20 protein-coding genes are annotated in these 18,856 nt (G+C 70.4%); 11 read left to right on the forward strand and 9 right to left on the reverse strand.

Going from position 1 to position 18,856, the window contains the following annotated elements; translation table 11 throughout:
* Nucleotides 1-2 precede the first annotated feature (2 nt).
* The 4 genes from QSK17_RS23185 to QSK17_RS23200 form a co-directional block, all read right to left on the reverse strand.
* Entirely contained in the window at nucleotides 3-2,387 is a 2,385-nt protein-coding gene (locus tag QSK17_RS23185; RefSeq protein WP_285707226.1) for a glycoside hydrolase family 65 protein, read from the reverse strand.
* Nucleotides 2,384-3,148: an HAD family hydrolase gene (locus tag QSK17_RS23190; RefSeq protein WP_285707228.1), complete on the reverse strand. Its 765-nt coding sequence runs from the start codon at nucleotides 3,146-3,148 to the stop codon at nucleotides 2,384-2,386. Before QSK17_RS23190 ends, QSK17_RS23185 begins: the two co-directional genes overlap by 4 nt.
* A gap of 87 nt (nucleotides 3,149-3,235) precedes the next feature.
* Entirely contained in the window at nucleotides 3,236-4,453 is a 1,218-nt protein-coding gene (locus tag QSK17_RS23195; protein ID WP_285707230.1) for a sensor histidine kinase, read from the reverse strand.
* Entirely contained in the window at nucleotides 4,450-5,103 is a 654-nt protein-coding gene (locus QSK17_RS23200) for a response regulator transcription factor (protein ID WP_285707232.1), read from the reverse strand. The genes QSK17_RS23195 and QSK17_RS23200 overlap by 4 nt, the downstream gene beginning before the upstream one ends.
* 179 nt (nucleotides 5,104-5,282) lie before the next feature.
* Between QSK17_RS23200 and QSK17_RS23205 the strand changes: the two genes are divergently transcribed.
* The 4 genes from QSK17_RS23205 (at nucleotide 5,283) to QSK17_RS23220 (ending at nucleotide 8,873) form a co-directional block, all read left to right on the forward strand.
* On the forward strand, nucleotides 5,283-5,804 hold the full coding sequence (locus QSK17_RS23205) for a hypothetical protein (RefSeq protein ID WP_285707233.1): 522 nt from the start codon (nucleotides 5,283-5,285) through the stop codon (nucleotides 5,802-5,804).
* Nucleotides 5,801-6,868: an efflux RND transporter periplasmic adaptor subunit gene (locus QSK17_RS23210; RefSeq protein ID WP_285707234.1), complete on the forward strand. Its 1,068-nt coding sequence runs from the start codon at nucleotides 5,801-5,803 to the stop codon at nucleotides 6,866-6,868. Before QSK17_RS23205 ends, QSK17_RS23210 begins: the two co-directional genes overlap by 4 nt.
* Before the next feature lie 116 nt (nucleotides 6,869-6,984).
* Nucleotides 6,985-7,683 (forward strand): ABC transporter ATP-binding protein, encoded by a 699-nt coding sequence (locus tag QSK17_RS23215; protein WP_285707352.1) that lies wholly within the window; start codon nucleotides 6,985-6,987, stop codon nucleotides 7,681-7,683.
* Nucleotides 7,680-8,873, forward strand: a complete 1,194-nt coding sequence (locus tag QSK17_RS23220) for an ABC transporter permease (RefSeq protein ID WP_285707236.1) — start codon at nucleotides 7,680-7,682, stop codon at nucleotides 8,871-8,873. The genes QSK17_RS23215 and QSK17_RS23220 overlap by 4 nt, the downstream gene beginning before the upstream one ends.
* 102 nt (nucleotides 8,874-8,975) lie before the next feature.
* Here the strand turns inward: QSK17_RS23220 and QSK17_RS23225 are convergent, their stop codons facing one another.
* The 3 genes from QSK17_RS23225 to QSK17_RS23235 all read right to left on the reverse strand — a co-directional run bounded on the left by QSK17_RS23225 (nucleotide 8,976) and on the right by QSK17_RS23235 (nucleotide 11,546).
* On the reverse strand, nucleotides 8,976-9,446 hold the full coding sequence (locus QSK17_RS23225) for a hypothetical protein (RefSeq protein WP_285707237.1): 471 nt from the start codon (nucleotides 9,444-9,446) through the stop codon (nucleotides 8,976-8,978).
* Between the two features lie 225 nt (nucleotides 9,447-9,671).
* On the reverse strand, nucleotides 9,672-9,965 hold the full coding sequence (locus QSK17_RS23230; RefSeq protein ID WP_285707239.1) for a hypothetical protein: 294 nt from the start codon (nucleotides 9,963-9,965) through the stop codon (nucleotides 9,672-9,674).
* A 429-nt stretch (nucleotides 9,966-10,394) separates the two neighbouring features.
* Nucleotides 10,395-11,546, reverse strand: coding sequence for an RNA-guided endonuclease InsQ/TnpB family protein (locus QSK17_RS23235; protein WP_285707241.1), 1,152 nt, complete (start codon nucleotides 11,544-11,546; stop codon nucleotides 10,395-10,397).
* 35 nt (nucleotides 11,547-11,581) lie between these two features.
* On the opposite strand from QSK17_RS23235, the gene QSK17_RS23240 reads away from it, so the two are divergent.
* The 7 genes from QSK17_RS23240 (at nucleotide 11,582) to QSK17_RS23270 (ending at nucleotide 16,749) form a co-directional block, all read left to right on the forward strand.
* The gene (locus tag QSK17_RS23240) at nucleotides 11,582-11,902 is read left to right on the forward strand and encodes a hypothetical protein (protein ID WP_285707243.1); all 321 of its coding nucleotides are present in this window, start codon (nucleotides 11,582-11,584) and stop codon (nucleotides 11,900-11,902) included.
* Between the two features lie 210 nt (nucleotides 11,903-12,112).
* Nucleotides 12,113-13,009 carry an ABC transporter ATP-binding protein gene (locus QSK17_RS23245; RefSeq protein ID WP_285707245.1) on the forward strand — a complete coding sequence of 299 codons (897 nt, stop codon included), beginning with the start codon at nucleotides 12,113-12,115 and terminating at the stop codon, nucleotides 13,007-13,009.
* Nucleotides 13,010-13,017: 8 nt separating this feature from the next.
* Entirely contained in the window at nucleotides 13,018-13,725 is a 708-nt protein-coding gene (locus QSK17_RS23250; protein ID WP_285707247.1) for an ABC transporter permease, read from the forward strand.
* Between the two features lie 5 nt (nucleotides 13,726-13,730).
* Complete coding sequence (locus QSK17_RS23255; protein WP_285707248.1) at nucleotides 13,731-14,855, forward strand: sensor histidine kinase; 1,125 nt, start codon at nucleotides 13,731-13,733, stop codon at nucleotides 14,853-14,855.
* Nucleotides 14,852-15,460: a response regulator transcription factor gene (locus QSK17_RS23260; RefSeq protein ID WP_285707249.1), complete on the forward strand. Its 609-nt coding sequence runs from the start codon at nucleotides 14,852-14,854 to the stop codon at nucleotides 15,458-15,460. Before QSK17_RS23255 ends, QSK17_RS23260 begins: the two co-directional genes overlap by 4 nt.
* Nucleotides 15,461-15,712: 252 nt before the next feature.
* Nucleotides 15,713-16,051, forward strand: a complete 339-nt coding sequence (locus QSK17_RS23265) for a metalloregulator ArsR/SmtB family transcription factor (protein WP_285707251.1) — start codon at nucleotides 15,713-15,715, stop codon at nucleotides 16,049-16,051.
* On the forward strand, nucleotides 16,048-16,749 hold the full coding sequence (locus QSK17_RS23270; protein WP_285707252.1) for an SdpI family protein: 702 nt from the start codon (nucleotides 16,048-16,050) through the stop codon (nucleotides 16,747-16,749). The genes QSK17_RS23265 and QSK17_RS23270 overlap by 4 nt, the downstream gene beginning before the upstream one ends.
* Nucleotides 16,750-16,837: 88 nt before the next feature.
* Here the strand turns inward: QSK17_RS23270 and QSK17_RS23275 are convergent, their stop codons facing one another.
* Nucleotides 16,838-18,043: a S8 family serine peptidase gene (locus QSK17_RS23275; RefSeq protein WP_285707353.1), complete on the reverse strand. Its 1,206-nt coding sequence runs from the start codon at nucleotides 18,041-18,043 to the stop codon at nucleotides 16,838-16,840.
* 2 nt (nucleotides 18,044-18,045) lie between these two features.
* Nucleotides 18,046-18,708: a hypothetical protein gene (locus tag QSK17_RS23280; protein ID WP_285707254.1), complete on the reverse strand. Its 663-nt coding sequence runs from the start codon at nucleotides 18,706-18,708 to the stop codon at nucleotides 18,046-18,048.
* Nucleotides 18,709-18,856: the final 148 nt, after the last annotated feature.

An 18,856-nucleotide genomic window follows, 5' to 3' on the forward strand; every position in this document is an offset into this window, starting at 1 on the left:
GATCAGGTCGCGGCCGGCCGCCTGATGCCGGTGTCCAGCATGGACTGCCGAGGGGCCGGGCGGCGCCCGGGCGGCTGCGTGGGCGGTTCGCCCGGGGATATCGGGGGGATCGGGCGGCTGACCGGCGCGCCCATGGCCACGGTGTCCGGCCGTCCGCAATGGACGATCTTGATTGGTTCGCCGGCGAGCAGGGTGTAGGTGGCGGTCTCCCGGTCCACCGTGACCCTCAGCCGCCGCCCCAGCAGGGAGACCGTGAAGGAGAGCCTGGTGAGCGCCGAGGGCAGGCGCGGCGCGAAGCACAGGAGGTCCCCGTGGTGGCGCATCCCGGCGAGCCCCTCGACCAGGGCGATCCAGCTCCCGACCAGGGCCGCGATGTGCAGTCCGTCGCGGGTGTTGTGCTCGACGTCCTCGAGGTCCATCAGCGCCGCCTCGGCGAGGTAGTCGTAGGCGAGGTCCATGTGGCCGACCTCGGCCGCGATCACCGACTGGGTGCAGGCCGACAGCGAGGAGTCCCGTACGGTGATCCGCTCGTAGTAGGCGAAGTCGCGCGCCTTCTGCTCGGGCGTGAACGCGTCGCCCCGGCGGTGCAGGGCCAGGACGAGGTCGGCCTGCTTGACGACCTGCTTGCGGTAGAGGTCGAAGTACGGAAAATACAGCATCAGGGGGTACTGGTCGGGTTTGGTGGCGGCGAAATCCCACACCTGGTGGTTGGTGAAGTTGTCGGACTGCGGATGGACGCCGAGCACCGGGTCATAGGGGACGTACATCGCCTGGGCGGCGTCCCGCCAGCCCGCCATCTCCTCCTCGTCGACGTCCAGTCTCCTCGCCTCGGCGGGGTGGCGTTTGGCCGCGTCGGCAGCGGCGCGCAGGTTCCGCTGCGCCATCAGGTTGGTGTACACGTTGTTGTCCGCGACGGCGCTGTACTCGTCCGGGCCGGTGACCCCGGCGATGCGGAAGGCGCCTTCGGTGTCGTGGTGCCCCAGGGACCGCCACAGCCGGGCCGTCTGGACGAGGAGCTCCAGGCCGACGGTCTTCTCGAACGCCTCGTCCTGTGTGATGTCGAAATAGCGGGTGACGGCGTCGGCGATGGCGGCGTTGACGTGGAAGGCCGCCGTTCCGGCGGGCCAGTAGCCCGAGCATTCCTCGCCGTGGATGGTCCGCCAGGGGAAGGCCGCCCCGCGCAGCCCGAGCTGCCGGGCCCGGTCCAGGGCCATCGGCAGCGTGCTCTGCCGCCAGCTCAGGGCGTGGGCGACGGCCTCGGGAAGGAGATAGGTGAGCACCGGCATCACGAACGCCTCGCTGTCCCAGAAGCAGTGCCCTTCGTAGCCGCTGCCGGTCAGCCCCTTGGCCGGGATGCCCCTGCCCTCGCCGCGCGCGGTGGCCTGGAGCATGTGGAACAGCCCGAACCGCACCGCCTGCTGGATCTCGGCGTCGCCGTCCACCTGGACGTCGGCCCGGGCCCAGAAGTCGTCCAGGTAGCCCCGCTGCTCGGCGAGCAGGCCGTCCCAGCCGGTCTGGCGGGCGGCGGCGAGCGCGGCGTCGGCCTGGTCGCGGACCGCGGGGCGCGACCGCGACCCCGACCAGCCGTACGACACGAACTTGACCAGCCGCAGCGGATGTCCTGGAGAGATCGAGGCCGTCACCGTCACCCGGCCGAGGTCGGGGGAGCTCTCCGCGACGACGCCGGTGCCGGGCGGCCCGTCGACGACGTGGTCCATCGACGCCGCGAGGCACAGGCCGCTCTCGCGGGTGAGGTGCACCAGCCGGGCACGGACGTCCCGGGCGTCGTCCTCGCAGGCGAGCAGCGGCGCCTCCAGCACGGCGGTGGCCCGGGGATCGCCCGCCACCGACGGTAGCTGCTCGTTGGCGACCAGCTCGGACTGCACGACCACCCGCAGCGGCTCGTCCAGGGGCTCCACCTCGTACCAGATCGCCGCGACCGCCCGCTGGACCAGCGATACCAGCCGGACCGAGGACACCCGCACCGCGTACCCGTCCGGGGACTCCCATTCGGCGGTACGGCGCAGCACACCGTCCCGGAAGTCCAGCGACAGCTCGTGCGACCGCAGCTGTCCATAGCGGATGTCGAAGGGCTCGTCGTTGACGAGCAGGCGGATCAGCTTGCCGTTCGTGACGTTGATGACGGTCTGCCCGGACTCGGGGTAGCCGTAGCCGCCCTCGGGGTACGGCAGCGGCCGCAGCTCGTAGACACCGGACAGATAGCTGCCGGGCAGGCCGTGCGGCTCCCCCTCGTCGAGGTTGCCGCGCCAGCCGATGTGCCCGTTGGACAGGGCGAACAGCGACTCCGACTGGGCGAGGACGTCCACGTCCAGCCCGGTCAGCCGCAGGCTCCACGGCTCGCACGCGAAGGCAGGATGGCGGATCATGCGCGCTCCAACAGCTCGGAGAGGTCGGACACCACCACGTCGGCGCCGTGCTCGCGCAGCGCGGCCGCCTGCCCGGCCCGGTCCACCCCGACCACGCAGGCGAACCGCCCGGCCCGCCCGGCCTCGACCCCCGCGAGCGCGTCCTCGAACACCGCCGCCTGGTCCGGCGCCACCCCGAGGGCCCGCGCGGCGGCCAGGAAGGTGTCCGGAGCCGGTTTGCCGGCCAGGTGGTCCCGGGCCGCGGTGCGGCCGTCGACGCTCTCCTCGAACAGGTCCTCGATCCCGGCGCCGGCGAGCATCTCGCGGCAGTTCGCGCTGGACGACACCACCGCACGGCGCAGTCCGGCGTCCCGTACCGCGCGGACGTAGCGGACCGATCCCTCGTACACGCCCACACCGTCCTTCTTGACCCGGTCCAGCACGAGCCGGTTCTTGCGGTTGCCCAGGCCGTGCACGGTTTCGGCGCCCGGCGGGTCGTCGGGGCTCCCCTCCGGCAGGTGGATGCCTCGCGAGGCGAGGAACGACCGGGTGCCGTCGGCCCTGGGCTTGCCATCCACGTAGGTGTCGTAGTCGTCCACCTGGTCGAAGGGGACCATGGGCGTACCGGTGCGCTCGGCCCGCTCGCGGAGGAACCCGTCGAACATTTCCTTCCACGCGGCGGCGTGCAGCCCCGCCGTACGGGTCAGGACCCCGTCGAGGTCGAACAGGCACGCCCGCACCCGGTCCGGCAGGCCCAGCGTCTTGGCGGCAGACGGCTCCATCCTGGATGACCTCCTCGACCATGCGGAACCCGGTATTCGCTCCCCATACCCATAAAGGGACAGATCACCAGAATTCGGGCAGACCGCCTACGCCTGCGGCTCCGGTTCCGCCCCTCGGGGCAGCCGAACGCTGACAGCGAGGCCGCCCTCGGGGCGGGGCCGGGTCGCGACCGTGCCGCCGTGGGCCTCCACGATGGCGCGCACGATCGACAGGCCGAGCCCGGCGCCGCGGTCGGAGCGGACCCGGTCGCCGTGCAGCCGCCGGAATGGCTGGAACAGGTCGTCCACCTCGTACGGCGGGACCTGGGGCCCGGAGTTCTCCACCGTGACGATCACTCCGTCGCCGTCCTCACGGAGCACGACCCAGACGTCGCCGTCCCGGACGTTGTACTTGACCGCGTTCTCCACGAGGTTGAACACGCAGCGCTCCAGGAGCAGCGGGTCCCCCAGGACGACCGCGGGACGTAGGTCCCGATGGACGGTGACCCCCCTCTTCCGCGGCCCGAGAGCGAGCTCGTCCAGCACGACGCGGACCACATCGCGGAGATCGACCGGCTTGCGCACGGTGAGCTCCTGCTCCGACTGGGCGAGCAGCAGCAGCCCGTCGATCAGCCGTTCGTACCGGGCGTTCGTGCCGAGTAGCGCGCGGGCCAGCGCCTTGAGGTCCTCGGAGGCCGCGGGCTCCTCCAGCGACACCTCCAGCACCGTGCGGTTGATGGCCAGCGGGGTGCGCAGTTCGTGCGAGGCGTTGGCGATGAAGCGGCGCTGGGCGTCGAACACCCGGTGCAGCCGGTCGAGCATCGCGTCGAAGGTGTCGGCCAGCCGCTTGACCTCGTCCTGCGGGCCGCGCAATGCGATCCGCTCGTGCAGCGTGCTCTCCGAGAGCCGCCGCGCGGTTTCGGTCACGTGGTCGAGCGGCCGCAGCGCGCGGTCGGCCACCAGATAGCCGAGCATCAGGGCGATGATCCCGATCAGGACCATGATGATCAGCGAGGAGCGCATCGCCTCGTCCAGCACGCCGGCCGCGCGCTGCTCGACCTGCACCTGCTGCGGCAGCGGGCCGTCGATCAGCGCCCTCGGCCCGATCTCGGCGAGCAGGCTGACGGGGGCCTTCGCGAGCTTCATGACCAGCTGCTGGTCCAGCGCCCGGGCGGTCATCAGGTAGCTGGACCAGAGCACCGCCGAGCTGCCGACGAAGAACAACCCGCCGTACAGCAGGGTGAGCCGCACGCGCAGCCCCAGCCTGTTCCAGGGGAACACCGCGCCGAGGAGCCGCCGCGCTCGCGAGCCGCCGGGGGCGGTCAAAACCGGTACCCCTTTCCGGGCACGTTCTCGATCAACGGAGGAGCCCCGAGCTTCCTGCGCAGCGAGGTGAGGGTCACGCGCAGCACGCCCGTCCCCGTGTCGGCGTACTCGTCCCAGACGGTCCTGCGCAGCTCGGCCGAGGAGACCAGCTCCCCGCCCGCGCGCAGCAGTTCGAGCAGGACGTCGAACTCCTTGCGGCTCAGCGTGATCTCCCGCCCATCCCGGGACACCGTACGGCGGGCCGGGTCGAGCCGTACGCCGGCCCGTTCGAGCGCGGGCGGCGCCGTCCGGGGCGAGCGGCGGGCCAGCGTCCGCACCCGAGCCACCAGCTCCGCGAACGCGAACGGCTTGACCAGGTAGTCGTCGGCGCCGAGGGACAGCCCGTCCACCCGGTCGCGTACCTGCCCGGCGGCGGTCAGCATGAGGATCCGGCTCGCCGCGCTCGTGGCCAGCAGCTCGCGGCAGACGTCGTCGCCGTGCACCTCCGGCAGGTCGCGATCGAGGACGATGACGTCGTAGTCGATGTAGGCCGCCAGCTCCAGCGCCTCCTGGCCGTCGTAGGCGACGTCCACGGCGAGAGCGTGCAGCCGCAGCCCCCGCGCGACGGCGTCGGCCAGTTGTTCCTCGTCCTCGACGACGAGCACGCGCATCCCCACCTCCCGGGTCCCGCCACGAGAGTGGCCGACCACGTGTTAGCCGCGAGTAAGACGATCCGGGTCGAATCCGGGATCGCATCCGGGCTCGTCCCGGCTTATCCGCGTTTAGCACCGCGCCCGCTGGAGTTGGGCCGCGCCCCGGGCGAGCGACCCGCGGCGCGAAGGAGCGCACCATGAAGATCCGACTACTCGCGGCCGCCGCCCCGCTGGCTCTGGCGCTGGCTGCCTGCGGCACCGCTTCCTCCGGGGACGACGGCATCGCTTCGGCGAGTGGGGGCACATCCCGCCCCGATTCCTCCGCGTCCCCGTCCGCCACGCTCGACCCGCATGAGGCGCCGCTGAAGTTCGCCCAGTGCATGCGGGAGCACGGCGTCGACATGCCCGACCCCGACACGGACGGCAGGATCCGCGTCGCGATGCCCAAGGGCATGGACAAGAGCAAGGCCGACGCGGCGATGAAGGCGTGCCAGCCGATCATGGAGCAGGCCGTCGGCGACAAGGCGAAGATGAACGATCCGGAGATCCGCGACCGGATGGTGAAGTTCGCCCAGTGCATGCGCGAGCACGGCGTCGACATGCCCGACCCGAGCGACGGCCCCATCAAGCTCCAGGTCCCCGAGGGAGGCGAGCAGAAGCTCAAGGAGGCGCAGGAGGCGTGCAAGGAGTTCGCGCCGAACATGGGAGGCAAGCCGTGAGGAAGGCCCTCACCGCCGTCGCCGGCGTCCTCGCGCTCGCCGCCGCCTGGGCCGTGGTGACCCTCCTCGATGACGGCGGCACGGAGGCGGCGTCGCCGAGCACACCGGCCGCCGCCACCGCCACAGCGCCGATCACCCGGCAGGACCTGGTGGACACCAAGACGGTGGACGGTTCGCTCACCTACGCGGGCGAGCGGCAGGTCAGCACGGACGCCTCGGGCACGGTGACGTGGGTGGCCGCCGAGGGTTCCGTGGTACGGCGGGGCCGGCCGCTGCTCAAGGTCGACCGGAAGCCGGTCGTCGTGATGTACGGCTCGCTCCCGCTCTACCGTCCCCTGCGGCAGGGCGTGTCGGACGGACCGGACGTCAAGCAACTCGAGCGCAACCTCAAGGCCCTCGGCTACGGCGACGACCTGACGGTGGACGACCACTTCAGCTATGCGACGTACCTGGCCGTCAAGGCGTGGCAGGACGACAACGGCCTCCCGGAGACCGGTCAGGTGGACGCCACGCAGGTGGTGTTCCTCCCCTCGGCCGTCCGGGTGACCGACGCGAAGACCGAGGTCGGCGGCCGGGCCGCCCCCGGACAGCCGATCATCACGGTCAGCGGCCTGCGGCGGCTGGTACACGTGGACCTGGACACCGGCGACCAGGCACTGGCCAAGAAGGGCGCCAAGGTCACCGTGGAGCTCCCCGGCGGAGAGAAGGTCAACGGCAAGATCAGCTCGGTGGGGACGGTGGCCAAGTCCAGCGGGTCCGACCAGGGGCAGAGCTCCGGGACCACCACCGTCGACGTCGACATCACCCTGGACAAGACGCCGAAGACCAAGCTGGACCAGGCACCGGTCGAGGTCGAGCTGGTGAGCGAGCGGCACAAGAACGTGCTGGCCGTACCGGTCGAGGCGCTGCTCGCCCTCCGCGAGGGCGGGTTCGGCGTCGAGGTCGTCGAGAACGGCGCCACCCGCCTCGTGGCGGTCGAGACCGGCGCCTTCGGCGGCGGCATGGTGGAGATCACCGGCACCGGCCTGGCCGAAGGCATGCGCGTGGGGGTGCCCGAGTCTTGAGCGAGCGAACCAACGAACGAATCGACGAACGAATCGACAAACACCGCGCGCTTCGCGAATGCGACTCCGACCCGCTAGGCGAGGGGGCCGTCGCGAGCGAGCCGTACGTCGTCGAGCTGCGCGACGTGACCAAGGTCTACGCCGGTCACGTGCAGGCGCTGCGCGGGGTGGACCTGATGGTCGGTAGCGGCGAACTGCTCGCCATCGTCGGCCCCTCCGGGTCGGGCAAGTCCACGATGCTCCACATGATCGGCACCCTGGACCGGCCCACCAGCGGAACCGTGCGCATCGCGGATCACGACGTCGCCGAGCTCTCCGACCGCGAGCTGTCCGCGCTGCGCGCGCAGCACCTGGGGTTCGTCTTCCAGAAGTTCCACCTGTCCCCCGGGACGAGCGCGCTGGACAACGTTGCCGACGGCCTCCTCTACGCGGGCGTCCCGCTGCGGGTCCGGCGGGAGCGGGCCGCCGCCGCGCTGGAACGGGTCGGCCTCGGCCACCGCCTGGAGCACAAGCCGGACCAGCTCTCCGGCGGCGAGCAGCAACGGGTGGCGGTGGCCCGTGCGGTCGCCGGCGACCCTCCGCTGCTGCTCGCCGACGAGCCGACCGGCAACCTGGACTCCGCCGCGGGCGCCGAGGTGCTGCGCGTCCTGCGCGACCTGCACGCCGCCGGGACCACGATCGCGGTCATCACGCACGACATGGAGATCGCCGCGTGGTGCCCGCGTCAGGTCCGGGTCCGGGACGGCCGGATCGTCGCCGACGAGGGTTCCGGCCGCCGCGCGCCCGCGGAGATCACGATCGGAGCACGCGAATGACCCGGCGCCCCACGCCCGCCCGGCTCGGCCCCGCCGACGTCCTGCGGGTCGGCGCGGCTGGGCTGCGCACCCGCCCGACCCGCGTGTTCCTGTCCGCGCTGGGGATCGCCATCGGCATCGCGACCATGATCGCGGTGATCGGCATCTCCTCGTCCTCACGCGAGCAGCTGCTGCGCCAGCTCGACCGGCTCGGCACCAACATGCTCACCGTCTCAGCCGGGCGCACGCTCTTCGGCGGCGAGTCGAAGCTGCCCGTCGACGCGGTCGCCATGGTCAAGCGCGTCGGCCCGGTCCGTACGGCCGGCGCCACCGGCTCCACCGAGGCGACGGTGCGGCGCACCGACCGGATCTCCAAGGCGGTGACCGGCGGCATCGCCGTACAGGCGGCCACCGTCGATCTGCTCACGACGCTGGAGGGGCGGGTGGAGAAGGGGACCTGGCTGAACGCCGCGACCGAGCGGCAGCCCGCCGTCGTCCTCGGCTCCGCGGCCGCGAAACGGCTCGGCGTCGACAGGATCGGCGTGCAGGTGTGGATGGGGAACCGGTGGTTCACCGTCATCGGCGTCCTCGGCCCCATGCCCCTCGCACCCGAGATCGAGCGGTCGGCCCTGGTCGGGTTCCCCGCCGCCGAGAAGCATCTGAACTTCGACGGACACCCGACGACGATCTACGAGCGGTCGTCGGAGGAGTCGGTCGAGGCCGTCCGGGCCGTGCTCCCCCGGACGGTGAATCCGGAGAACCCCGAGGAGGTCGAGGTCAGCAGGCCGTCCGACGCGCTGGCCGCGCGCGCCGCCGCCGCGGGCGCGTTCACCAACCTGCTGCTCGGGCTCGGCGGCGTCGCGCTGCTGGTCGGCGGGGTCGGCGTGGCCAACACGATGGTGATCTCGGTGCTGGAACGCCGCAAGGAGATCGGCCTGCGCCGCTCGCTCGGCGCCACCCGAGGACAGGTGCGGATCCAGTTCCTGGCGGAGTCCCTGCTGCTGTCCGCGCTGGGCGGCCTCGCGGGCTCAGTGCTGGGGGCGCTGGCCACGATCGGCTACGCGTTGTCGCGGGACTGGCCGCCCGTGGTGCCGCCATGGGCGATCGGAGGGGCGATCGGCGCCACGCTCGTCGTCGGCACGATCGCCGGACTCTATCCCGCCATGCGCGCGGCGCGGCTCTCGCCCACCGTCGCCCTGGCCACCACCTGACGGCCGTCACCTTCAGACGGCCGTCACCTCGGACAGCGGGTCACCTTCAGACAGCGGGTCACCTTCTGCCGGCCGGACCCGGCCTCGGGCGAATCGATCACTTCACCACAGATCGTCGAGGCCGGGTTCCGGCCAGAGCAGGAGCATGTCGAGCATTGCCGGGTCCACGTCGCCCGGACCGGCCGTCGTCACCGGGTCCGGTTCGGGCTCATCAGCCTCCAGCGGAACATCGGTGATGTTCGCCGACCCCGGATCGCTTTTCAGCGCTTTCTCCGGGACGACGATGGTGACCTTCTGCGTCAGGTTGCATACCTTGACATTGCGGCAGAAGGCGTTCTGAACGCTGGTCTCACCGCCGATGGCGCTGGTGGACGTGTGCTGAGTGCCACGATTGTGCGTCGGGCTCTTCACCGACGAGATATTGCTGTTATTGCTGCCGTTTCCGGTGTGGACGGTGTCTCCGCCGCCACCGGAGCCGATGCTCGGCACCCGCCGATGCGTCGGGGCACGCTCTGCTTCCGCGTCCGCGGGAACCGGAGCCATGCCCGCGATGAATGCCGTCGACGCGGACACACCGACAAAAAAGAGCGCGATGCGATTTCCGCGGAGCGCCCTGCCGCCATGCTGACAAAACATCTGAGTCGCCCTCTGCTGAATTCGAACGAGTTCGGGCCACCTTCAGAGCCGGAACCGTTTCGCCAGCGTACTGTTCGACCGGACCTCGATCCGGGCGCCCATAACGAGAGGGCCGGTTATTACCGGATCATTACCGTGAACTCCGACGGCCGATGAGCGTCTTCATCGCCCGCCGTGGAACGCCTTGAGCCTCTGGCGGATCTTGCAGGCGCGGCCCCGCTTCCTGCAGAGGGCCGTCTGAGCGTTGTTGCCCTCGCCGGTGTTCGACACCTGCTGCACTCCGTGCTGGATGGTGGGGCTGTGGACCGAGACCGAAACGTTCTTGTTGCACTTGCCGTTCCCCGTACGCACGACGGGGCCATGGCCCTCGGCGAGCGTGGTCACCCAGGCGACGGGGCGGATCGCCGTCACATTCGCCATCGCGTTCGCGGTCACGTTCGCTGTCACATTCGCCATCGCGTTCGCCCTCTCGTGTGGCCATGCGACGGCCCCGGATATCGCGACCGCCGTCACGACCGTCGTCAGCCGCAAGGCGTTGCGGAGCGACATCACGCGCGAGCGTCCCGCAGGGTGACGGACCATCTCGTAGTGCACCTGCCCCTTCACGTTATTCGACGGCGGAGACTTCGAAATAGGCGATACCAGCCTGTGTACCCCGCAGCCAGGAGACAGCCACGCCTTTCCTGATCGACAACTGGGATGATTACCGACTCTTGCCGCAATGAAGAGAACCACCGGCCGCCGAATAACGAAATATCGATAAATATGGCAAACGGCGGGCGGACACGACAAATGTTGAGACCTGACGGTCGCGCTTCAGTGGGTCAGCTTCTCGGCCCTGAAGGGCCAAGCTTGCAGCTCCTCCCCGTACCTGGCGGGTACAGGTCAGGCCGCGTCGTCGGCAGCGTGACTCACTGCCCAGCCCGTGACACCGCGCGAGGCGATGTTGCGGGCCGCGTTGACGTCGGCGTGCTCAGCGAAGCCGCACGACGTACAGCAGAAGGTTGCCTGGCCCGGCCGGTTGGCCTTGTCCACATGCCCGCAGGCCGAGCAGGTCTGGGACGTGTAGGCCGGATCAACGTGGATCACGGCGACCCCATGCCGGGCCGCCTTGTAGACGATGAAGCTCCCCAACTGGTGGAAACTCCACGAGTGCAGCGTGACCCGCTGGGGCTTGCGGAGCCGTACCCGGCCGCGGATCCCGCCCAGGTCTTCCAGAGCGATGCCGCGTCCGGTGCGTTCTGCCTCGGTCACGATGCGTTTGGCGATGCGATGATTGGTGTCGGCGGCGAACCGCGCCTCCTTGCGGCGGCGCTTCTTCAGCAGCCGTTTGGCGGACCTGGTGGCCTTAACCTGCAACCGGCGGCGCAACTCCCGGTTGCGATGGCGGACCGCGTTCAGGCCCTTACCGCAGTGGCGGGCGCCGTCACTGGTGGTGGCGATGTTGGCGATGCCCAGATCCACCCCTACGAAGGCGCCGGGTTCGGTGACCGGAACATCAGGGATCTCACACGTCGCATACAGAAACCACATGCCATCCCGGCAAACCAGGTCGGATTCGCCCTTCCGATACAAGGCGAGCATCTTGAGCTGGTCGGCCGAGCCGACGAACGCGACATTCTTCACCCGGCCGGCCGTGGTCCAGATCGACACCGTGTGGGCGGTGTGATCCCAGGACAGGCAGCGGTCATCGAACGGCTGCGCCGCATCGGCGCGGAAGACGATCGGTTTACCCTCGGCCCGCATGCGGCGCCGGGAGCCTCCCGGTCCCAGGTTCCCGGCCCGGATGTTGGCCTTCAGCGTGGTGTAGGCGTCGGCGACCTTCTTGATCACATGCTGGGCGGCCTGCGCCCCCAACCCGCGCGCTCTCACCTCGCGATAGGCGTGCTTGCGCAACGCGTACTCACGCCGGTCCCCGGTCGTGAACGCCGTCACCGAGGCGAAGTTCGCCGCATCGTTGCAGGCACGCAAGGTCGCCTCCAACGCCGCCGCCTGCTCAGGCGTCGGCCGGAGCCTCACCTGCACCACCAGCTTCACATCGAACACATTATCGGTTGGCTCATGTCGCCGTGATGGAAACCGAAACCGGATGTCCGCCAAGGTCGCAGTGTGATCTACAGGCCTACAGCCTCCACGCGCATCCGGTCTTCCCCACCAAGTACCGGCGTGGTGTGTTCACGGGCGACCTGCTGTCACGAGGCGAATACATCATGATCAAGGTCGCCGTCTCCTGTGGCGGCGCCCGCCGAGACGGCAGACTCAGTCGGCTGCCGCTGTCGATCATCAGGGAGTACATCGAGAACCAGAAACGCCCGGACCAGCGTCCTGGTGGGGAGAGGGAAGCGATTCCTCCCGGGCGTGAACGCCCGGGGTTCCTCGCTAAATCACGCTGAACCCGCCTCACGGCCTCCCCGCACCTGGTCTGGCCCGGCCCGGGGGCGATGACGCCCGGCCGTTCGAGAACGTGAGCCCATCGGTCGAGTCGCTCCGAGGCGTCCCCGCCAGGAAAGCGGTGAACGCGCGCCACCCATGACGGTCGTCACGGGTCAAGTCACGATTCACGCCACTTATCGGCGACGATCGGCAAATCTACTGTCGAAGGCATGGAGAACTCGACAGTCCTCTTCCGCGAGGTGAGCAGGCGCTTCGGAACGACGCAGGCCCTTGACCGGGCGAGCTTCAGTGTCGGCCGAGGCGAGACGGTCGCTCTGCTGGGACACAACGGCGCGGGCAAGTCCACCGCAGTGGATCTCATGCTCGGGCTCCGCCGCCCGGACGACGGCGACATCACCATCCTCGGCACGTCCCCGTCACGAGCGGTGGCGGGGGGCCGGGTCGGCGCGCTCCTGCAGACCGGCGGCCTGCCCGACGGGGCGACGATCCGCGACATCGTACGGCTGGCCTGCGGCCTGTACGGCGGGAAGCGCCGCGTCGGCGAGGTCCTGGAACTGGCGGGGCTGACAGAGCTGGCCGGCCGCCAGGCGACCGAGCTGTCCGGTGGTCAGGCGCAGCGGGTGCGGTTCGCCATCGCGGTCTCCGGCCGTCCCGACCTGCTGTTCCTCGACGAGCCGACGGTCGCTCTCGACGTGGAGGCGCGCCGCGAATTCTGGGCCGTGGTCCGGGGCGCGGCCGAGGACGGCGCCAGCGTGGTCTTCGCCACGCACTATCTGGAGGAGGCCGACCAGTTCGCCGACCGGGTGGTCGTGCTGAGCCACGGCCGGGTGGTCGCCGACGCCACCCCCTCCGCGATCAAGGCGATGGCGGGGGGCCGCGCGGTCCGCTGCGTGCTCGCCGCGCCGGACCCGCAGCGCCTGCTCGCCCTGCCGGGCGTGGTCGACGTGACGATCCACGGAAACGACGTACTGCTCCGCACGGACGACGCGGACCGGACCGTCGAGATGCTCTACACCTCGATCGGCGGCGTACGCGACCTCGAAGTGACCGGTGCAGGTCTGGAAGAAGCCCTTATCTCTCTCTCGTCGCGGAAGGACCAGTCATGATGTCGTTCATGCGGTTTGAGATCGCCCGTACGGCACGCAACGTGAAGTACCTGATCTTCCTGATCGCCGTCCCTGTCGGGTTCTACCTGCTCTGGGGACGCCAGAGCGGCGAGCAGGACGGCGTGCAGATCTCGGCGCTGGCGCTGGTCGCGATGGCCGTGTACGCGGCGACGGGCGGAGCGCTCATGGCGGCCGGGGGCGGAGTCGCCGACGACCGGGCCCAGGGGTGGATCCGGCAGCTGAAGGTCACCCCGCTCAGCGACGCGCGGTGGCTGGCCGGCCGGATCGTGCTCGGCGTCCTGATGGTCCTGCCCGGCGTGGCCGGCGTGTCCCTGGCGGGGCTGCTCGCCGGCCACGTGCACCTGCCGGCCGGGCGGTGGGCCGCGCTGATCGGGCTGTTGCTCGTCGGCTCGCTGCCGTTCGGGCTGCTCGGTCTGTTCCTCGGTCTCATCCTGCGGGGCAAGACCGCCCAGCTCGGCATCGTCGTCGTCTTCTTCGCGCTCGCCGTGCTCGGCGGGGTGATCGGAGCGGGCGCGCTGCCCGGAATCTGGGAGAAGGTCCGGCAGCTCACCCCGTCCTACGGGCTCGTCCAGGGCGGCAACGCCGTGATCGCGGGGCACGCGCCCACGGTCACGCAGGCCGGCGTGCTGGCCGTCTGGACCGTCGTCGCCGGTGTCGCCGTGATCCTGCGGTGGCGGCAGAGCTCGGGCGCATGAGCGCCGTGTCCGACAGGCCAGAGGACGGCTCCGCGCAACGGATCACCTCGGTGTGGTCGGCACGGAGCTGGTCCCGTTTCATCCTGATGATCGTGGCGACGGTCTTCGCCTCGATCGTGTACGTGAACGGTGCCCACCCCGCGTGGGCCGTCGCCCTCACCCTCGGACTCGCCGCGCTGACCGCCGTCCTCGGCGTGGTGACCAGGGTCATCCCGGACGATCGGGAGAGTCACTGGCTCCTCGCGTTCGGGGCGCTGGTGGTGCTCGCTCTCGGGCTGGTGGCGTGGGGCGGCCCTGAGTGGGCGGTGAACGTCGCCTGGGCGACCTCGGCCGCGGGCTGGAGCCGGAGGAAGCAAAGGAAACCGCTGATCCTCGGCATCGGCGCGGTGACCGGGCTGCTCGTCCTCGCGCACGGCGCGGATGCCGGACAGGCCGTGATCCTCACCGCGTCCGTCCTGCTGATCGGCATGTTCTCGGCCCAGGCGCGCAGAAGCGCCGAGCTGATCGACGAGCTCCGGGATACGCGGCGGGAGCTGGCCCGGCTCGCCGTACTGGAGGAGCGCAACCGCATCGCCCGCGACCTGCACGACCTGGTCGGGCACAGCCTCTCGGTCGTCGCGGTGAAGACGGAGCTCGCCCGCCGCCTGCTCCCCATCGACAAGGAACGGACCGACGCGGAGCTGAAGGACATCGACGCGACCGTGCGCCGGGCCCTCTCCGAGGTGCGGCAGGCCGTCACCAGCTACCGCCAGCCCACACTCGCCGCGGAGCTGTCGTCCGCCGTCCAGGCGGCGGAGGCGGCGGGCATCGTGTGCACAGTACGCGCACCGGACACCTGGGACCTGCCGGTGCCCGTGGAGGGGCTGCTCGCGTGGACGGTGCGCGAGGGGATCACCAACGTCCTGCGGCACAGCGGCGCGTCGTCGTGCGTCATCACCGTGTCCGCGGACCCGCCCGTGTCGGTGGAGGTCGCCGACGACGGCTCGGGCGCCCCGGACGGAGGACACCCGGGCAACGGGCTCATCGGGCTGAGCGAGCGGGCCCGCGCCCTCGGCGGGTCGCTCACCGTGGGACGCCGCGACGGAGGCGGCTTCCTGCTGAGGGTCGAGGCACCGAAGGAGACACGATGACGATCCGCATCCTGCTGGCCGAGGACCAGACCATGTTCCGCGGCGCGATGGCGGCGCTGCTGTCGCTTGAACCCGGCTTCGAGGTGGTCGGCGACGTGGCACGCGGCGACCAGGTCGTGGGCGCCTGCGAGGCGTTCCGTCCCGACGTGGCGCTGCTCGACATCGAGATGCCCGGCATCGACGGGCTGGAGGCGGCCAGGCGGCTGCGTACGGCGGTGCCGGAGACGAAGGTCGTCATCGTCACCACCTTCGGCCGACCGGGCTACCTGCACGCCGCGCTCGCCGCCGGGGCCAAGGGCTTCCTCATCAAGGACACCCCGATCGAGCAGCTGTCGGCCGCGATCCGGAAGGTCGCGGACGGCGGGCAGGCGATCGACCCGGCGCTGGCGGTCGCCGCTCTCAGCGAGGGTGCCAGCCCGCTCACGCCGCGCGAGAGGGACGTGCTCGCCGCCGCCCGCGGCCACGGCACCATCGCTGACATCGCGTCCGACCTCCACCTTTCGGCGGGTACGGTGCGCAACCACCTGTCCGCGGCCATTCAGAAGCTCGGCGCGCGGACCAGGGCCGAGGCCGTGGAGATCGCGGCGGGCAAGGGCTGGCTCTGAGGGTGGCTCTCACCGGCTCTTGGCTGCTCTGAGGGTGGCTCTCACCGGCTCTTGGCTGCTCTGAGGGTGGCTCTCACCGGCTCTTGGCTGCTCTGAGGGTGGCTCTCACCGGCTCTTGGCTGCTCTGAGGGTGGCTCTCACCGGCTCTTGGCTGCTCTGACGTCGGCTGCTCCCGCCGTCCGGCCCGCCGGCCGAGCCTCTCGGCAGGTCGCGGGGTATAATTCGGTTGTTGCCTAACAAGGAAACGATGCGATGAATCTCGTCTACGAGGCCCTGGCGCACCCCACGCGCCGGCAGATCATCGCGCTGTTGCGGCGGGGAGACCTCCCCGCGGGAGAGATCGCCGCCCACTTCGACATCGCCAAGCCCACGCTCTCCGGCCACCTGCGAGTGCTGCGCGAGGCCGGCCTGGTGCTCGGAGAGCGGCACGGCACCTCGATCGTCTACAGCCTCCAGCTCTCCCTGCTGGAGGAGTCGCTGGCCGCGCTTCTCAACCTCTTCCAGATCGACTCGGCCGGGCCCCCTGAACCGGATTCGTCCTCTCCTGACCCGACCCCGGCCCCCATCACGACGAGGAAAGGATCCCCATGACCAAGGACGCCGTTCCCGAGGACCCCGTGAACGAGACCCGGCTGAACACGCGCCCCGGCCTCATCGCCACCGCCGCCGCCCTGCTCCTGACCGGCGGGATCTCCCTGTGGGGGTGGCAAAACCTCCCCAACGACGCGCGGATCCCCATGCACTGGGGGATCTCCGGCGAGGCGGACCGCTTCGGCGGCAAGACGGAGGCCCTGCTGACGCTCCCCCTGATCATCCTCGGGATCGGCGCGCTGCTCGCCTTCTCTCCCCGCCTGGCGCCCAGGCAGCAGAACACGGCGCGGTCGCGGCACGTCTACTTCGCCGCCTGGATCGGCATGCTGGTCCTGCTCACGGTCCTGCACGCCGTGAGCATCATCAACGCGGCCGGCGGCGATCTCCCCATGACCAGGATCATCGTGGCCCTGCTCGGCGCCCTCTTCCTGGTGCTGGGGAACTACCTGCCCAAGTCGCGCAGCAACTGGCTCGCGGGCGTACGCACCCCCTGGACCCTCGACAGCGACCTGGCCTGGAGGCGCGCCAACCGCCTGGCGGGGTTCCTCTTCGCCGGGTTGGGCCTGGTGCTCCTGGTCACGGCCTTCATCCTGCCGATCCCCGCGCTGTTCGCCGTCCTCCTCGCCGGAGTGGTGATCTGCTCGATCGGCCCGACCGCCTACTCATGGTGGACGTGGCGCGCCGAAAACGGCCGCTGACCGGAGCCCTGCCACGCACCGGAGCGCGCCTCGGGCCGGAGCCGGGTCGCCGTACGGTCTCGCCCGGCGCGAGGACTCTCGGCCAAGGTCACGTCTTCCTGGCCCGGGGCCGGCGCAGCAACAGGAAGGCGCCAAGCAGGAAGAGGAGCCCGATCGCCACCCCGGTGCCGCCGATGAGCAGGTAACCGGAGTCGATGGGCGGGTGCGTGAAGGGCTCGTCGGTCGGGCCGTTCCCGAAGTACTTCTTCCCCTTGTACGGCACCGCCGCGATCTCGGCCTTCGTCGCCGATCCCGCCGCCGTGACCGCCGCCGCCGCGTCCACCTGCCCGTAGCCCACCAAGGGATTCCAGCCGCCGGTCGGATGCTTGGCGGTCTTCGTCAGGATGTCCCGCACCTGACCGGGGTTCAGATCCGGGTTGCGCGACAGCATCAACGCCACCACCCCGGCGGCGAGCGAGCACGAGTCAGACGTGCCATCACCCTGCCGGTAGCCGCCGGTGTTAGAGGCGCCGACAATCCCCACGCCCGGAGCGGAGATCGCGTTGTAGGTGTGCACCTGGGAGAACTCGGCGCGGCGGCCGTCCGGCCCCGATGCCGCCACGCCGATCACTCCCGGATAGGCGGCGGGATAGGACACGTTATTGTTCGCGTCCTTGTCGAAGTTCTTGTCAAAGATGCTGCTGGTGCCGCCGCCGTTGCCCGAAGCGGCCACGATGACCACGCCCTTGGCGAGCGCGTAGCCCACCGCGGCGGCCGTGTCCTCCTCGTAAATGTCGAAGAACGCCCACTCACTGGTGCCGAGGGACATCGAGATGACCTTGGCGCCCTTGTCGACGGCGTACTTAATACCCTTGGCCAGCGCCTCACGGGCCTTCCAGGCCTGTTTGTCCGACTTGAGCAGCTTTTTGGCCTTCTCGCGGGCAGGGTCCTTATGGTCGTAGATAACGCGCACCGACAGGACCCGCGCCTGGGGCGCCACGTTCAGCACATTGGACGCCATCGCGGTCCCGTGCTCTCCCCAGTACGACATTCCCGGGCGGGCACCGCCGCCGACGAAGTCAGGTCCCGTGATCACCCGCCCCTTGAGCGCGGGGTGGTTCGCCACGACGCCCGTATCGAGGACCGCGACCGTGACCCCCTTCCCCTGCGCCGCCTTGTGCGCCTGGGGCACGTTCATGGCCGCCACTTCCCAGTGTGGTGGCGCGTCCGCCGCCGCTGGCGGCGCTGTACCGGTGGCGAGCAGGACGCCGAACACAGGGGTGAGCAGAGCCGTACCGGCCCGCTTGCGCATCATCGTCACGCTCCGAACGTGAGATCGGTCAGCCGCCACGCGACGGACTTTGCCAGCCCCTTAGCGGTCTCGACCCAGGGGGAGCGGTCCTGCCACTGGTCGATCGGCGCCCGCCCCCAGGGTTGTGGGAGCCTGCCCGGCTTTCTGCCGTCGGCGGGTCCGGCCGTGGCCACCACGAAACAGGGCGTGTACGTATCCATCACGTAGTTTCCGCCGTCTCCGGTCCGCGCCCGGTCGTCCCACTTCGTTCCGGGTGCGGCCAGGGCGCGTACCGCGTGGTCCACCCGTTCATCGGACAGCTGGGCCAGCAGTGGTTCGAAAATACGCGGCCAGGCGGTGTCCTCCCGCTTCAGCGTGACGATGGCGATCGTCGCCGCGCTCCCACCGGTGTCGTCGACGTAGGTGGCGCGCACGGCCGCCACGCAACCGCTCTTGGCCGCCAGCTGGGCGAACTTTTGCGACAGCGCCTTGTCGCAGGAGGTGTCCTCCGAGATCGCGACTCGCGTCCAGCCGCGCTCGTCGTTCGGATCGCCCTGCTTCTTCTCCGGGTCCTGCAGGCCGATCACATTGGGGAACAGCTTATCCACGGGCTCGTTGCGCCACAGGTTCCGCGCGTACTCCTGGTTGCGGATCTCCTGCCGGCTGTTGGAGATCGCTTGGGCGATCACAGCGCCACCTCCGAGCAGGGGCAGGAGGCCGATGGCGGCCGTGAGGATCCCTCCCACGATCCGGCCGGGGCCGCGCCGGGGCCTCTCCTCACCGGCGAATGGTTCCGCTGCGGGGTACTGCTGAGGCGCCGCCGGAGAGTACTGCTGA

Source organism: Microtetraspora sp. NBRC 16547 (genome assembly GCF_030268965.1).
In the GTDB taxonomy this organism is placed as follows: Bacteria; Actinomycetota; Actinomycetes; order Streptosporangiales; family Streptosporangiaceae; genus Microtetraspora.

Coding starts and splice junctions, on each gene's coding strand:
- QSK17_RS23265 (WP_285707251.1), top strand. CDS start 15,713: ATGAATCTCGTCTACGAGGCCCTGGCGCACCCCACGCGCCGGCAGATC.
- QSK17_RS23260 (WP_285707249.1), top strand. CDS start 14,852: ATGACGATCCGCATCCTGCTGGCCGAGGACCAGACCATGTTCCGCGGC.
- QSK17_RS23205 (WP_285707233.1), top strand. CDS start 5,283: ATGAAGATCCGACTACTCGCGGCCGCCGCCCCGCTGGCTCTGGCGCTG.
- QSK17_RS23275 (WP_285707353.1), bottom strand. CDS start 18,043: ATGATGCGCAAGCGGGCCGGTACGGCTCTGCTCACCCCTGTGTTCGGC.
- QSK17_RS23240 (WP_285707243.1), top strand. CDS start 11,582: ATGGAAACCGAAACCGGATGTCCGCCAAGGTCGCAGTGTGATCTACAG.
- QSK17_RS23185 (WP_285707226.1), bottom strand. CDS start 2,387: ATGATCCGCCATCCTGCCTTCGCGTGCGAGCCGTGGAGCCTGCGGCTG.
- QSK17_RS23270 (WP_285707252.1), top strand. CDS start 16,048: ATGACCAAGGACGCCGTTCCCGAGGACCCCGTGAACGAGACCCGGCTG.
- QSK17_RS23190 (WP_285707228.1), bottom strand. CDS start 3,148: ATGGAGCCGTCTGCCGCCAAGACGCTGGGCCTGCCGGACCGGGTGCGG.
- QSK17_RS23230 (WP_285707239.1), bottom strand. CDS start 9,965: ATGGCGAATGTGACAGCGAACGTGACCGCGAACGCGATGGCGAATGTG.
- QSK17_RS23220 (WP_285707236.1), top strand. CDS start 7,680: ATGACCCGGCGCCCCACGCCCGCCCGGCTCGGCCCCGCCGACGTCCTG.
- QSK17_RS23250 (WP_285707247.1), top strand. CDS start 13,018: ATGCGGTTTGAGATCGCCCGTACGGCACGCAACGTGAAGTACCTGATC.
- QSK17_RS23200 (WP_285707232.1), bottom strand. CDS start 5,103: ATGCGCGTGCTCGTCGTCGAGGACGAGGAACAACTGGCCGACGCCGTC.
- QSK17_RS23245 (WP_285707245.1), top strand. CDS start 12,113: ATGGAGAACTCGACAGTCCTCTTCCGCGAGGTGAGCAGGCGCTTCGGA.